General features: G+C 72.7%; 10 protein-coding genes. 5 read left to right on the top strand and 5 right to left on the bottom strand.

The window, feature by feature from the left end:
* Positions 1-13: 13 nt before the first annotated feature.
* Entirely contained in the window at positions 14-358 is a 345-nt protein-coding gene (locus tag ANAEK_RS02495) for a hydrogenase maturation nickel metallochaperone HypA (protein WP_012524577.1), read from the top strand.
* Complete coding sequence (gene hypB / locus ANAEK_RS02490) at positions 358-1,200, top strand: hydrogenase nickel incorporation protein HypB (RefSeq protein ID WP_012524576.1); 843 nt, start codon at positions 358-360, stop codon at positions 1,198-1,200. The genes ANAEK_RS02495 and hypB overlap by 1 nt, the downstream gene beginning before the upstream one ends.
* Positions 1,201-1,221: 21 nt before the next feature.
* On the opposite strand, the gene ANAEK_RS02485 is transcribed toward hypB, so the two are convergent.
* Positions 1,222-2,520, bottom strand: coding sequence for a pyridoxal phosphate-dependent aminotransferase (locus tag ANAEK_RS02485; protein WP_012524575.1), 1,299 nt, complete (start codon positions 2,518-2,520; stop codon positions 1,222-1,224).
* 34 nt (positions 2,521-2,554) lie between these two features.
* Positions 2,555-3,742 carry a lactate racemase domain-containing protein gene (locus ANAEK_RS02480; protein WP_012524574.1) on the bottom strand — a complete coding sequence of 396 codons (1,188 nt, stop codon included), beginning with the start codon at positions 3,740-3,742 and terminating at the stop codon, positions 2,555-2,557.
* 114 nt (positions 3,743-3,856) lie between these two features.
* Between ANAEK_RS02480 and ANAEK_RS02475 the strand changes: the two genes are divergently transcribed.
* Both ANAEK_RS02475 and ANAEK_RS02470 read left to right on the top strand, forming a co-directional pair.
* Positions 3,857-6,526, top strand: a complete 2,670-nt coding sequence (locus tag ANAEK_RS02475) for a cation-translocating P-type ATPase (protein ID WP_012524573.1) — start codon at positions 3,857-3,859, stop codon at positions 6,524-6,526.
* Positions 6,527-6,654: 128 nt separating this feature from the next.
* On the top strand, positions 6,655-7,155 hold the full coding sequence (locus tag ANAEK_RS02470; protein WP_012524572.1) for a hypothetical protein: 501 nt from the start codon (positions 6,655-6,657) through the stop codon (positions 7,153-7,155).
* 104 nt (positions 7,156-7,259) lie between these two features.
* Here the strand turns inward: ANAEK_RS02470 and ANAEK_RS02465 are convergent, their stop codons facing one another.
* Positions 7,260-7,946: an RNA polymerase sigma factor gene (locus ANAEK_RS02465; RefSeq protein WP_012524571.1), complete on the bottom strand. Its 687-nt coding sequence runs from the start codon at positions 7,944-7,946 to the stop codon at positions 7,260-7,262.
* Positions 7,947-8,046: 100 nt separating this feature from the next.
* Between ANAEK_RS02465 and ANAEK_RS02460 the strand changes: the two genes are divergently transcribed.
* Complete coding sequence (locus ANAEK_RS02460) at positions 8,047-8,514, top strand: DoxX family protein (RefSeq protein WP_012524570.1); 468 nt, start codon at positions 8,047-8,049, stop codon at positions 8,512-8,514.
* Positions 8,515-8,590: 76 nt separating this feature from the next.
* Here the strand turns inward: ANAEK_RS02460 and ANAEK_RS02455 are convergent, their stop codons facing one another.
* Both ANAEK_RS02455 and ANAEK_RS02450 read right to left on the bottom strand, forming a co-directional pair.
* Positions 8,591-11,569: a biotin/lipoyl-containing protein gene (locus ANAEK_RS02455; protein WP_012524569.1), complete on the bottom strand. Its 2,979-nt coding sequence runs from the start codon at positions 11,567-11,569 to the stop codon at positions 8,591-8,593.
* A 40-nt stretch (positions 11,570-11,609) separates the two neighbouring features.
* Positions 11,610-13,334, bottom strand: coding sequence for an acyl-CoA carboxylase subunit beta (locus tag ANAEK_RS02450; RefSeq protein ID WP_012524568.1), 1,725 nt, complete (start codon positions 13,332-13,334; stop codon positions 11,610-11,612).
* Between the last annotated feature and the right edge of the window lie 646 nt (positions 13,335-13,980).

Genomic DNA, 13,980 nt, shown 5'->3' with positions numbered 1-13,980 from the left:
CAGGGCGAGCCGCATGCACGAGTATTCCCTGGTGGAGGCGCTGGTCCGGCGCGTGGAGCAGGAGGCGCGGCGGCGCGAGGCGGTCGCGATCCGCTCGCTCACCGTGAGCGTGGGCGAGCTCTCCGGCGTGGACCCGGAGCTGTTCCGCACCGCCTACGAGACGTTCCGCGCCGGCAGCCTGTGCGCCGACACCCCGCTCACCCTGAAGCGCCTGGAGGCGCGCTGGTCCTGCCCGACCTGCCGCGCCCCCATCGCGCGCGGCGCGGTCCTGCGCTGCCCGACCTGCGACGTCCCGGCCCGGCTCGACGAGGGCTCGGACGCGCTCACCCTCGACAGCATCGACATGGAGGTGCCCTGATGTGCACGACCTGCGGCTGCGGTGACCCCGAGCTCGTCCCGGTGGAGCTGCACGAGAAGATCCTGGCCGGCAACGATCGCGCCGCCCGCCACAACCGGGAGCACTTCCTCGAGGCCGGCGTCCTGGCGCTCAACATCATGGGCTCGCCGGGCGCCGGGAAGACCGGCGTGCTCGAGGCGACCGCGAAGGCCGCGGCGACGAAGGGCTGGAAGCTCGGCGCGGTGTCCGCCGACCTCGCCACCGACAACGACGCGCGCCGGCTCGAGAAGGCGGGCATCCCGTCGAAGGCGATCACCACCGGCCAGGCGTGCCACCTCGACGCCGAGCTGGTGCACCGCAGCCTGCACGACTTCCCCTGGCGCGACACCGACGTCTTCTTCATCGAGAACGTCGGAAACCTGGTGTGCCCGGCCATCTACGACCTGGGCCAGGCGGCGAACGTGGTGGTGCTCTCGGTCACCGAGGGCGAGGACAAGCCGCTCAAGTACCCGGTGATGTTCAAGGCGGCGGACCTGGTGCTGGTCAGCAAGGTGGACCTCGTCCCCCACCTCGACGTGGATCTCCCGAAGCTCCGCGACGCCATCGCGCACGTCATGCCGACCGCGAAGGTGATCGAGCTGTCCGCTCGCACCGGCGAGGGCATGGACCGCTGGATCGCGTGGCTGGAGGAGCTGCGGCGGCCCATCCTGAGGCCGGCGCACGCGCGGTCGCACACGCACACGCACGAGCACGGGCACGAGCACACGCACGCGGACGGCACGACCCACGCGCACGCGCACGACCACGCCGCCGAGCACACCCACGACCATGGCCATGGCCACGGTCACGGGCACCGGCACTAGCGGCCGGCGAGGCCCTGCGGCCTACCCCACCGACGCGGTCGAGGACGACCGCTCCTGGATCATCGCCGCGAGCCGGCCGAACGCCTTCTCCAGCGTCTCCAGCGAGGGGCCGAAGGAGAAGCGCACGTAGGAGCGGAACCGGGCGACGTGGCGGGCGCGGCGCTTGCCGGGGTTCACGTCGAAGAACTCGCCGGGCACCACGATCACCTTGCGGCGCAGCGCCTCGCGGAAGAAGCCCATGCCGTCGTTGAGCGGCGCCGGCAGGTTGGCGAGGTTGCCCCAGACGTAGAACGTGCCGTCCGGCGCGCGGTCGATGCGGACGCCCATGGTCTCGAGCGCGTCGAGCATGTGGCGGCGCTTCTCGCCGAAGCTGCGGTGGATGGCCTCGGTCTCCTGGCGCACCGCCTCCTCGGCGAGCAGCGGGATCGCGGCGCGCTGCAGCGGCTTCGAGCCGCCGCCGTCGAGGAACGAGCCGGCACTCGCCACCGCGTCGATGACCTTGCGCGGCCCGACCGTCCAGGTGACGCGCCAGCCCGGGTAGCGCCAGTTCTTGGTGAGCCCGTCGAACAGCACGATGGGATCCCGGTCCACGTCCTCGACGTAGCGCGCCGCGCTCTCCACCGGCAGCCGGCCCGGCGGCGCGGTCCAGACGTAGTGCGAGTAGAACTCGTCCATCAGCATGGCGCACTCGAGCTCGCGCGCCAGCTCCACCCAGCGCGCCAGCTCCTCGCCCTGCACCAGCTTGCCGGTGGGGTTGCACGGGTTCGAGAGCAGGAGCGCCGAGAGCCCGCGGCCGGTCACCTCGCGGCGCAGGTCGTCCACCGTGAACGCGTACCCGCGCTCGCCCTCCAGCAGGATGGGGATGGGCGTGAAGGTGCGGAACAGGTCGAGCAGCTCCTCGTAGGCGGTGTAGTCGGGCAGGAAGTGCCCCATGTTCACGCGCCCGAGGCTCGCCGCCGCGCGGGTGAGCGAGGTGCGGCCGCCGCCGGAGATGGAGACGTTCTCGGCCTTGTACTGGGACGGCAGGCCGCGGCGGTAGAGCCGGTTGTAGAGGCCGGCCACCTCCTCGCGCAGCTCCCAGAGGCCGGCGACCGGCGCGTACTCCTGGTCGTCCACCGACACGGCGACGGAGTGGACGCGGTCGGGCGCGCCGGACAGCGGGCCGGTCTCGGGCTGCCCCTGCCCGAGGTTGCACCACTCCGGATCCTGCATCGAGAAGCCGAGCTTGGTCGCCTCGGACGTCGCGTAGATGACGCCGGTGCGCGGGACCTGCCGGAACGAGGACAGCTTGCCGCCTTGCGGGATGGGTTCGTCGGTCACGGGAGCGCGAGATTACCACGCGCCCGCGAAGCGATCAGCGCCGCCGCGGGACGAGATCGCCGGCGTCCGGAAGGACGAGGACGTCCGGCTCCGCCTTGCCGACGATCTCCCGCGCGCTCGCGAGCGCCGCCTCCAGCGAGGGCGCGAACGTGGCGTAGGTCTCGCGGACGGTGGCCTCGGGCATGCCCGAGACGAGGAGCAGCGTGTAGCGCTCGGGCAGGAAGCGGCGGACGCCGAGCTGGAAGATGCCCTCGTTGACCGTCCTGAGCGGCCCGACGCCGCCGGGGCACTCCGCGCAGACGACGACCACGCCGCCCTCCCGCAGCAGCATCCCCGCCGGCGGGACCAGCTTCGAGGCCTGGTACAGGCTGCCGGAGACCGGCAGCGGCGCCGAGACCACCACCACGTCGGCGGGCTCGGCGGCGACCTCGCACCACGGCCGCGCCATGCGCACGCCGGCGCGGTGCGCGTAGACCACGTCGCCCGCCACCGCGCCCAGCACCACCCCGCCGGCCTCGACCACGTTCAGCATGTACGTGTCGCGCCCGAGCCGCCGGATCGCCTCCTCCAGATCCTCGCGGCACGGGTTGCCGTCGGCGCGGCCCAGGCTGGAGGCGGGGTCGGCCTTCAGCTTGTGGTTCTGGCGGATGTCGTCGTCGTGCCCGAGCCCGGGGAAGATCCCCTTCGCGCCGCCGCCCCAGCCGGCGAAGTAGTGCGGCTTCACCCGGCCGGTGGTGACGACGAGGTCGCTCTCCGCCACGCACCGGTTCACCCGCAGGCGCGTGCCGCGGCTGGTGCGGCCCATCTCCACCATCGACGCCTCGTCGCGCGCGTCGTGGTTCACCACGCGGTGCCGCCGGAACACGTCCTCCGGAAGCCCGAGCGCCTCGAGCGGCCCGGGACCGTGCGTGCCGTTCGCGACGCCGACGGTGAGGTGGTCGTCGGGCACCACCGCGAGCGCGCGCCGCACCGCCGCGAACAGCTCGGCGCGCGGCTCGTCGCGCGAGGCGTCGCTCACGATCACCAGCACGCGCGTGCGCGGGCCGGCCACCTCCTGCAGCGGCCGGGCGCCCTCCGGGTGCGCGAGCGCCGCGTCCAGCGCCGCGGGCAGGTCGGCCACCGCCGGCGCGGGCGGGGCGCCGAGCACGCGCGCCGGCACGCCGGAGGGGAACGGGAGCGGGCGGGTGCCGTAGCCGAGCAGGACGGGGGCGGACGCGCTCATGCGCCCATCCTACCGCACCCGCGCGGCGCGCCGCCGCACCGGCCCGGATTCCGGCGCGCGGCCCGGCGCCCGCGCCGTACACTGGGCGCGCTCACCCAGGGAGCCGGGGATCCGATGGCGAACGTCCCGGAGTGGCACGCGCTGTCCGCCGACGAGGCCCTCGCTCGGCTCGGCTCGGGACCGGACGGCCTCGATCCCGCGGAGGCGGCGCGCCGCCTCGCCGAGCACGGCCCCAACGAGCTGGCGCGCGGCCGCCGGGCGCCCTGGATCGCGCTGCTCGCGGCGCAGTTCAAGAACGTGCTGGTCGTCATCCTGATGGTGGCGATCGCGCTGTCGCTGTTCCTCGGCCACGATCTCGAGGCGCTCACCATCGGCGCGATCCTGGCGTTCACGGTCGTGCTCGGCTTCGTGCAGGAGCACCGGGCCGAGAACGCGCTCGCGGCGCTCCGGCAGATGGCCGCGCCGCACGCCACGGTGATCCGCGGCGGCGCCGAGCGCCGGGTGCCGGCGCGCGAGCTGGTGCCCGGCGATCTCCTGCTCGTCCACGCCGGCGACCGGATCCCGGCCGACGCCCGGGTGATCGAGGCGGTCAACCTGCAGGCCGACGAGGCGGCGCTCACCGGCGAGTCGGTGCCGGTGCCGAAGGTGGCCGGGCCGCTCCCCGCCGGCCCCATCCCGGTCGGCGACCGGACCGACATGCTGTTCGGCGGCACCGCCGCGACCTACGGACGCGGCCGCGCGGTGGTGGTGGCCACCGGCGCGAGCACGGAGCTGGGCGCCATCGCCCGCATGCTGGCGGAGGTGAAGCCGGCGCGCACCCCGCTGCAGCTCGAGCTGGACCGGGTGGGGACGCAGCTCGCGCGCGCGGCGGGCGTGGTGGTGGTGCTGCTCGCCGGGCTGGGGCTGCTGCGCGGCCAGCCGTTCCTCGAGATGGTCGTGTTCGCCATCGCGCTCGCGGTGGCGGTGGTGCCGGAGGCGCTGCCGGCGGTGGTCACCATCGCGCTCGCGCTGGGGGTGCAGCGGCTGGCGCGCCGGAACGCGCTCGTGCGCCGGCTGGCGGCGGCGGAGACGCTGGGCTCCACCACGGTGATCTGCTCGGACAAGACCGGCACGCTCACCCGCGACGAGATGACCGTCCGCGCGCTGCACGTGGACGGGCGCACGCTGGAGGTGACGGGGTCCGGCTACCGCGTGGAGGGCGACTTCCGCCACGACGGCGCGCCGGTGGACTCGCCGCCCGCCCTGCTCGCGCTGCTCGCCGGCGCCGTGCTCGCCTCGGACGCGAAGGTGGAGCGCACCCCCTCCGGCGAGCTGACGGTGTCGGGGGATCCGACCGAGGCGGCGCTGGTGGTGGCAGCGCTCAAGGCCGGCCTGGACCGCGCCGAGCTGGACGCGCGCGCGCCGCGGGTCGGCGAGATCCCCTTCACCTCCGAGCTGAAGCGGATGACCACGCTGCACCGCACCGAGCACGGGCGGGTGGCGTTCGTGAAGGGCGCGCCGGAGGTGCTCCTCCCCGCCTGCGCCCGGGTGGCGAGCGGCGAGGGCGAGCGGCCGCTCGACGAGGCCGGCCGCGCGGCGCTGGCCGAGGTGGTGCGCGGCATGGCGGAGCGGGCGCTGCGCGTGCTGGCGGTGGCGCGCCGGGAGGGCGTCTCGCTGGCGGAGTCCGACCGCGACCTGACGCTGCTCGGGCTGGTCGGGATGATCGACCCGCCGCGCCCGGAGGCGCGCGCGGCGCTGGAGCGGTGCGCGGCGGCGGGCGTGCGCGTGGTGATGATCACCGGCGACCACCCGGTCACGGCCCGCGCCATCGCGGCGGAGCTGGGCCTCCTGCGCACGGGCGCGGTGGTGACCGGGCCCGAGCTGGCGCGCCTCTCCGACGCGGAGCTGGCCGGGCGGGTGCAGGCGCTCGAGGTCTACGCGCGGGTCTCGCCCGCCGACAAGCTGCGCATCGTCACCGCGCTGCAGTCGCGCGGCGAGGTGGTGGCCATGACCGGCGACGGCGTGAACGACGCGCCGGCGCTCAAGAAGGCGGACATCGGCGTGGCCATGGGCATCACCGGCACCGACGTCACCCGCGAGGCGGCGGCGATGACGCTCACCGACGACAACTTCGCCTCCATCGTCGGCGCGGTGGAGGAGGGCCGCGCCATCTTCGCGAACGTGAAGAAGTACCTCATGTACCTGCTCTCCTCGAACGTGGGCGAGATCGGGCTCATGGCCGCCGCCACCCTGCTCGGCCTGCCGCTGCCGCTGACGGCGGTGCAGATCCTGTACGTGAACCTGGCCACCGACGGCCTCCCGGCGCTGGCGCTGGCGGTCGACCCGCCCGACGCCGACCTGATGCGGCAGCCGCCGCGGGATCCGCGGGCGGGGATCTTCACGCGGCCGGTGGTGGCGCTCATCGCCACCGGGGGCGCCTGGTCCACCGCCGTCAACCTGGGCCTGTTCGCCTGGGCGCGCGCCTCGGGTCGCGGCGACGCCGAGGCCATGACCATGTGCTTCATGTCGCTCGTGCTGGTGCAGTTCGCGAAGGCGTTCGCGTTCCGCTCCGAGCGGCACTCGGTGCTGCGGCGTCCCTTCGCGAACCGCTGGCTCGACCTCGCCATCGCCTGGGAGCTTGCCCTCCTGCTCCTGGTCGTCTACCTGCCGCCGCTGCGGGCCGCCTTCGGCACCTACGCGCTCCCGGCGGCGGACTGGCTGCTGGTGACGGGCGCGGCCCTCACGGTGCTGCCGGTGCTGGAGCTCGCGAAGCTCGCCGTCCGCCGCGCCACCCCGTCCGCGTGAAGCCCACCGGGGACGGATGCCGGACGGGGCGCCCGCGCGCCACGGCGAAACGTCCGGGTGTCCTGGTCATCGAATGCTGCGAGCGACACGGCAGCGCGTCCCGCGCGGCCCGGCAGCGGAGGTGAGCCATGATGAGCTGGAAGACGTGGAGGCTGGGAGCGGCCGCGCTGGCGGCCGCCGGCGTGGCGGCGTGCGGCGGCTCGAGCGACAGCGGGAGCGCGTCCAGCACGCGCCCGACGGCGGCCGGCTACTACATCCAGATCTCGGGCATGCGCTTCAACCCGCTCGATCTGAAGGTGCCGGCGGGCGCGACGGTCACCGTCATCAACGACGACTCGATGGCGCACTCGGTGACGAGCGAGGCGACGCCGGGGGCGTACACGCCCGGCGAGGTGAGCGGCATCGCGTTCGACACCGGCGCGTTCAACGGCGTGCACACGTTCAGCATCCCCGCCTCGGCCGCGCAGGGGACGGTCATCCCCTACTACTGCTCGACGCACCTGGGCGGCATGGCGACGCCGAACGGCAGCATCACCATCGATCCGGCGGCCCAGCCCGCTCCACCGCCCGCTCGCCCCGGCACCGGCGGCGGCGGTGGCGGCGGCGGTGGTGGGGGCGGCGGCTACTGAGGACTCCCGGTCGTCCGCTCGCCCAGGTCGAAGGGCGAGCGGACGGCCCCGCCGTTGCGGACGTTCAGCGGGGCGAGCGGATGGCCCGCCGCTGTTGAGGACGTTCAGCGGCGCGCAGGGATCGCCGCGAGCACCGCGGCGACCACGCGGTCGCAGCGCGGCGCGAGGAACCCGAACGCCTCGGGCGCGCTCTGGCCGACGCGCTCGGCGATGAGCTCGCGGAGCGCGAGGCGGGCGCGGTGGAGGCGCACCTTCACCGCCTCCTCGCCCAGCTCGAGCGCGGCCGCCACCTCCGCGGTGGAGAGCTGCTCGATCTCGCGGAGCACGTACACGGTCCGCAGGTGCAGCGGGAGCCGGTCCACCGCCTGCTCGAGCAGCGCCCGTGCCTCGTGCGTCGCCGCCTGGTCCTCGGGGCTCGGATCCGCCACGTGCTCCTCCTCGCCGACGCTTCCGCCCTCGGGCGGCTCTGCCGCGAGCACCAGCCGCCCGCGCCCGCGCAGGCGCATGAGCGCCTCGTTCACGCCGATGCGCACCAGCCAGGTCGGGAACGCCGCCTGCCCCTGGAAGTCGCCCAGGTGTGCGTACGCCTGGAGGTACGCCTGCTGCATCGCGTCCTCCACCTCGGCCTCGTCGCGCAGCACCGAGCGGATCGCCCGGTACAACCGCGGGTTGTGCCGGCGCATCAGCACCTCGAAGAGCGCCGCGTCCCCATCGAGCACCCGCGCCACCACCTCGTCGTCCGCGGGCGCCAGCGTGGGCACCACGCGGGTCCTGCCTGCCTGCACGGCCATGGAGCCTCCAGTCCCCTCGTCCATCCGATGCACGGGCGCCCGGATCGTTACCGCCGTAACGCCGCCGCCGCCCGTCGCATCCATGGGGCAGGAGGTTCACATGACCGACAGGACCGACAGGGACGAGATTCACCGGACGGCTCCCGCGTACTGGGCGCTCCGGATCGCGCTCGGCGTGGTGCCGATCGTGGCCGGGCTGGACAAGTTCACCAACCTGCTCGCCGACTGGGCGGGCTACCTCAGCCCGCTCGCGGTGCGGCTGCTGCCGGTGAGCCCGACGGCGTTCATGCGCGCCGCCGGCGTCATCGAGGTGATCGTGGGCGTCGGCATCCTGTCCGGGCGGGCGCGCACGTTCGGCTGGATCGCCATGGCCTGGCTCGCCGCCATCGCGCTCAACCTCATCGCGAGCGGCGCTTTCCTGGACGTGGCCGCGCGCGACGCGGTGATGGCGGTGGCCGCGTTCGCGCTGGCGCGCCTGGCGGCGGTCCACGAGCCGGTGCGGGCGCGACGTGCGGCGGCGGTCGAGCCGCAGGCGACGGCGGCGCACCCGGCGGCGACCCGGTCCTGAGGATCGGGAGGCGGAGACGGCGGGACCCCGCCTCTGGCGAGGCGGGGTCCCCGGGATCACGACGTGGGCTGGGGCGCTAGACCGCCTCCACCCCGGCCCAGGCCACCTCCTCCTCCGGCTCCTCGAACCGGACGGGCTCGACGGTGGTGAACTTCTCGGCGAACGTCATCAGCACGCCCTCGAGGTGCTTCTGGGTCCGGGTGCGCCGCTCGCGCTCGACCGCCTTCGGGTCCACCGGGACGAACTTCTCGTCCGGCGTGATCTTGAAGAGCGGCTGGCCCTTCTGCACCACGGTGCCGTCCGCGCCCTGCATCAGGACCTTCTCGATGGTCCCGGAGAACGGCGCGCGCACCGTGTTGAACATCTTCATCACCTCGATGATGTAGAGCGGCTGCCCCTTCTCGAAGTGCTGGCCCTCCTCGACGAACGGCGGCCGGCCCGGCGCCTCCTGCCGGTAGAACATGCCGCCGAACGGCGCCACCAGCTCGTCCGCCTTGGTGGCCGGCGGCGGGCACAGCACCTTCTTCATGCGCGCCTGCAGCTCGGGATCGTGCAGGTGCTCGGGGATGGTGACCTCGAGGTCGTCCTCCACCTTGAAGTCGAAGAAGCGCACCGACTCCGCCACCATGAACAGCAGGCCGAGCAGCTCGTTGCCCGCCTCGTAGCCGAGGTGGGCGGAGCGGATCTTCGTCCAGGTCTCGGCGTCGAAGCCGTCCTGCGGCTCCTCCTTCTGCAGGATCTCGTTGAGCTTGTAGTACTCCTCGCGCTTCAGGCCGAAGCGCTCGCGGAGCGCCACGTAGAAGCGCAGCGACTTCGTCAGCAGCTCGTGGTCGTGCTCCCACATCACCTGCGACGCGGGCCGCCGCGGGTGGAACGCCATGTTCAGGTAGGCGTAGGCGTCGTTGAGCACGCCCAGCGGGTTCCGGATCCAGAGCAGCTTCCCGTTCTCGATCCGGTAGTGGCGGCGGTTCATGCTCAGCCAGCCGGCGAACAGGTGCGGGTCGTCGAGGAAGCGGTCGATCACGCGGGTGAGCAGCGTCACCTTGCGATCGAGCACGTCCGTCATGGCCTTCTGCGCGGCCGCGTCGCCCGGGTTCTCGGTCGCCATCAGCTTCGCGTAGTGCTTCTTCATCTCGGCGAAGGCGTAGGCGGTGTCGAGCTTGTTCGCCTCGTCCTTCAGCATGCCCACCAGCGTGAGGTAGGGCACCACGAAGCGCGTGGTCGGCTTGGCGTTCACGCTCTGGCCCAGGAACCAGTTCACCAGGCCGTAGTGGAACTCCATGTTGGTGGCGAGCGTGGTGCCGCGCAGCTCCATGCGCGCCAGCACGCGCGCCATGTGCTTGTAGCTCTCCAGCCGCCGGTCGCCCTTGGTGAGCAGCAGCGCGATGTTCGAGTCGTACGCGCCGGCCACCTTGTACCGCATGAACATGCGGGTGTCGGGGTTGGGCATGCTGATGCCCTGGTCGTCCCGGATCTCGCCCTCGATGGGCTTCGACCAGTAGCGGATCACGCCGCCCGCGTGCGGCGACAGCGAGGCGTCGGTGGCGTTGAGGCGGGCCTCCACCGCCGCGCCGAAGCGCGGGATGCGGCGGGGCTTGGGCAGGCGCTTCTTGTGGCGCGCCAGCAGCGCCATGGCCTCGACGAGCGACTCGACCACGAACGTGTCGCTCGGGTCGTCCGGGTTCGCGAACTCGAGCGAGTAGCAGAGCTCGGAGACGCGGTGCTCCACCTGGATCCGGGTGTTGACCTCCATGAAGTAGTAGCGGTCGCGGTCGACGATGCACTCGAACGTGGAGGCGGAGTCGAGCCCCACCGCCTGGCCGAAGCGCGCGGCGTCGTCCTCCATGCGCTTCAGGATCTCGAGATCCACCGCGAGCGCCTTGGCGCGGGCCGTCTTCCCGTTGTTCGCGGCGCGCGCGATCGTGGCGGCGAGCGCCTCCTGCGTGACGGAGACCTCGAGCAGCTTCTGCTCGTGCATCTGCAGCGAGCAGTCGCGGCCGCCCAGCGAGACGCACCACTCCCCGTTGCCGAGGAGCTGGATCTCGTTGTGCCGGGTCTGCTCGATGTTCAGCTCGATGAGGACGTTCTTGTTGTCGCCGACGCCGGTGGCTTTCACCTCGCTCAGCACCTCGCGCACCATGGCGGGCGCCTCGGCCGCCGCCGCCGCGACGGCCTTGTCGTCGGCGTCCTTCGCGGTGAGCAGGGACGCTCCCAGGATGCGCTGGCCCTTGCCGCCGCCGCCGCCGATGGCCTTCAGGCGCACGCGGCTGCGCGGGTACTTCCGGAACATCTCCGCCACCTCGACCTGGACCTGCGCGCCCAGCTCGTCGATGGTGAAGAGGTCGAGGCCCCTGGCGTAGGACGCCTGGAGGACGTGCTCGGCGAGCACCGGGAGCTCCACCTTCTCGTCCGCCAGCACCTTCGCGTCGCAGGCGAGGCCCTCCGCCTCCACCAGCGCGAGCAGCTGCTTGCGGGTCCTGTGCTTCGCGAGCAGCGTGCGCGCCGCCACGTCGTTCACGCCGGGCGTGACGCTGACCTTCACCTCCAGCGCGGTGCGCTTCGCCTCGTCCTTCTTGCCGGCGCGCGCCTGCGTGATCGAGTTCGGGCCGATGAACTTCAGGCCGGCCCGCTCGATCGTGGCGACGAACTCCTCGTCCTCGGCCATGAAGCCGTAGCCGGCGAAGATGGAGTCGTACCCGTTGTCGAGCGCGATCTGGACGATCTGGTTCATCCGCTCGACGCGCTCCTCCTTCGTGGCGCCGGTGTAGTCCGGCACGCGGTGGACGCGGTCGTGGTTCGCGAGCTGGCGCAGCTCGGGGGCGAGCGCGTTGGCGTAGACGATCGAGTCCTTCTCGGAGAGCAGGATGCCGACGTGCGTGATGCCCATCTCGGCGAAGACGTCCATCGCCTCCTTGCGGATGGGACCGCGGCACACGATGAGCGGCTTCAGGTCCTCGCAGGCGAAGGAGCGCACCCAGGCCGAGGGCGAGCTGCCCAGGCGGCGGTCGCGGTGGATGAGCGGGTTGTTCCGGTAGTGGTCGACGTTGGAAGCCATGTCGTTCGGTTCTCCGGGTCTCGGGTCCGGTGCGCGGGGCCTAGTGGAACTCGCGCTGCGGGCCGCTCATCGGCGACGGCGTGTAGTGGCGGAGCAGGAAGTGCAGGTTCTGGCCGAGCACCTTGCGGAGGTCGGTCGGCATGACCAGCGACGAGATCGACCCGAGCGCCAGGCCTTCCTTCGGGTTCATCAGCTCCTTCTCGTAGCGGCGGCCCAGCGCGGCCTCCTCGCCCTTGAGCCACTCGGCCGCCTCCTTCTCGGCGTCCTTGCGGGCGGCCTCGCCCTCCATGCCGGCGGCCACGCGCTGCTGCGCGCCCTTCCTGGCGCGCTCGGCCGCGGCGCCGCGCATCTTGCGGAGCTCGTCCTTGTAGACGAACTCCTTGCCGGCCGGCCCCATCACCGCGAGGCGCGTGGTGGGGAGCGCCAGCACCACGTCGGCGCCGGTCGGGTAGTTGTTGTACGAGGCGTAGGCGCCGCCGAACGCGTTGCGCAGGATGAGCAGGATGCGCGGCGTGCGGACGTCCACGATCGCGTCGAGCATGGAGCGGCCGGCCTGCACGATGCCGCGCGCCTCCTGCTCGCGCCCGGGGAGGAAGCCGGTGGTGTCCTCCATGAAGATGATGGGGATGTTGTAGATGTTGCAGAAGCGCACGAACCTGGCGATCTTCAGCGCGGTGTCGCAGTCGATCTGGCCGGAGCCGATGGCGCTGTTGTTCGCGACGAAGCCGACCACGTGGCCGCCCAGGCGGCCGAACGCGGTGACCACCTCGCGGGCGCGCTCCGGCTGGATCTCGAAGAAGTCGCCGTAGTCGCACACCTGCTGGATGATGATCGACACGTCGAACGGCGTGTTGAAGCCGGTCGGCGAGTTGAACGCCTTCTTGAGCAGGGTGTTGATCTCCCAGGTCTTGCGGTCGAGCGGATCGCTCGTCTCCTGGAACGGCGCCATCGACCGGTTGTTGTCCGGGACGTAGTTCAGCAGGCGCACCGCCTGGCGGAGCGCGGCGAGCTCGTCGATGACGGTGAGGTCGGCCACGCCCGAGGCGCCGTGCACCTTCGGGCCGCCCAGGTCCTCCGGCGAGATCTCCTCGCCCAGCACCGACTTCACCACGCCCGGGCCGGTGAGGCCGAAGAACGTGTCGGCCGGCTGGATCACGAAGCTGCCCTGGCGCGGCAGGTAGGAGCCGCCGCCGGCGTTGAAGCCGAACATGCACATGATCGACGGGACCACGCCGCTGATCCGCCGCAGCGCGGTGAACGCCTCGGCGTAGCCGTCGAGGCCGCCGACGCCCGCCGGCACGTAGGCGCCGGCCGAGTCGTTCATGCCGATGAGCGGGATGCCCTTCTCGCCCGCCATGCGGAACAGGCGCGCCAGCTTCGAGCCGTTGGTCGCGTCCATCGAGCCGGCGCGGACCGTGAAGTCGTGCCCGTACACCGCGACGTCGCGGCCGCCGATGTTCAGGATGGCGGTGACGAGCGAGGCGCCGTCGAGGTTCTTGCCCCAGTTCTGGTAGAGGACCATCGGCTCCTTGTCCGAGAGGACGCGGATCCGCTCCCACACCGTCATGCGCTTCTTGATGTGCTGCTTCTCGATCTGGTCCACGGGGACCGAGCGGATGGGCCGCTGGATGAGCTCCCAGCCCTCCTGCATGGCCTCCTCGTAGCCGCCGGTGGCCCTGGCGATCTCGCCGGGGATGGTGAACTCCACCTTCTCGGGCGGATCGAGCGGGTTCGTCAGGGTCGGTTTGATCGCCTTCGTGGTCACGGGCACGGACCTCCAGGAGTGAGCTGGCGTCGACTGCGGCCCTGCGCGGAACCACCGCACTGCCCTGGATTCGAGCAGCGAACGGCGCGGACACCGCCCAGGAAAAAAAGGAGCAGAAGTGTGGCAAGGTCGGCTCCCCGGAGCAAGGGGGGTCCGTCTTTTGCCTCGGCGCGTCAAACACCGACCGGTGCGGTCTAGAACGCGCCGGCCGGCCGCTCGCTCCTTCACTCAGCGCGAATACGGTGCGGCCCCGCCGCCCTCCTCCGCCCTCCTCCGCCCTCCTCCGCCCCGCCGCTGGCCCGCGGCCCGCGTCGCCGCGTGCCAGCGCACCCGCGCACGGGTCAGGCCGCCACGGCCCAGGTCAGCCGTCCACCACCGAGGCGACCGACGCGAGCGCCGGGACGCGCCGGGTCACGACTGGCCGATGGGGCCGATGGGGCCGATGGTGCCGGAGTCAGGTCGAGCCGATTGGCCGATGGGGCCGATGGGGCCCGGAGTCAGGCCGAGCCGATGGCGCCGATGGCGGGCCGATGGTGCCGGAGTCAGGGGGGCGCGGTGCCGGCGGAGGGCCGATGGTGCCGGAGTCAGGTCGAGCCGATGGCGCCGATAGTGCCGGAGTCAGCCCGATCGCGGGGCGCGGAGGGGC

Source organism: Anaeromyxobacter sp. K, assembly GCF_000020805.1.
Lineage (GTDB): Bacteria > Myxococcota > Myxococcia > Myxococcales > Anaeromyxobacteraceae > Anaeromyxobacter > Anaeromyxobacter dehalogenans.
The sequence above is the reverse complement of the archived record's forward strand: the minus strand, read 5'-3'. Positions and strand labels throughout refer to the sequence as shown.

Excerpts from the sequence above, each read along its gene's own strand:
- ANAEK_RS02455 (WP_012524569.1), bottom strand. The coding sequence starts at position 11,569 with ATGGCTTCCAACGTCGACCACTACCGGAACAACCCGCTCATCCACCGC.
- ANAEK_RS02480 (WP_012524574.1), bottom strand. The coding sequence starts at position 3,742 with ATGAGCGCGTCCGCCCCCGTCCTGCTCGGCTACGGCACCCGCCCGCTC.
- ANAEK_RS02465 (WP_012524571.1), bottom strand. The coding sequence starts at position 7,946 with ATGGCCGTGCAGGCAGGCAGGACCCGCGTGGTGCCCACGCTGGCGCCC.
- ANAEK_RS02460 (WP_012524570.1), top strand. The coding sequence starts at position 8,047 with ATGACCGACAGGACCGACAGGGACGAGATTCACCGGACGGCTCCCGCG.
- ANAEK_RS02495 (WP_012524577.1), top strand. The coding sequence starts at position 14 with ATGCACGAGTATTCCCTGGTGGAGGCGCTGGTCCGGCGCGTGGAGCAG.
- ANAEK_RS02475 (WP_012524573.1), top strand. The coding sequence starts at position 3,857 with ATGGCGAACGTCCCGGAGTGGCACGCGCTGTCCGCCGACGAGGCCCTC.
- ANAEK_RS02470 (WP_012524572.1), top strand. The coding sequence starts at position 6,655 with ATGATGAGCTGGAAGACGTGGAGGCTGGGAGCGGCCGCGCTGGCGGCC.
- hypB (WP_012524576.1), top strand. The coding sequence starts at position 358 with ATGTGCACGACCTGCGGCTGCGGTGACCCCGAGCTCGTCCCGGTGGAG.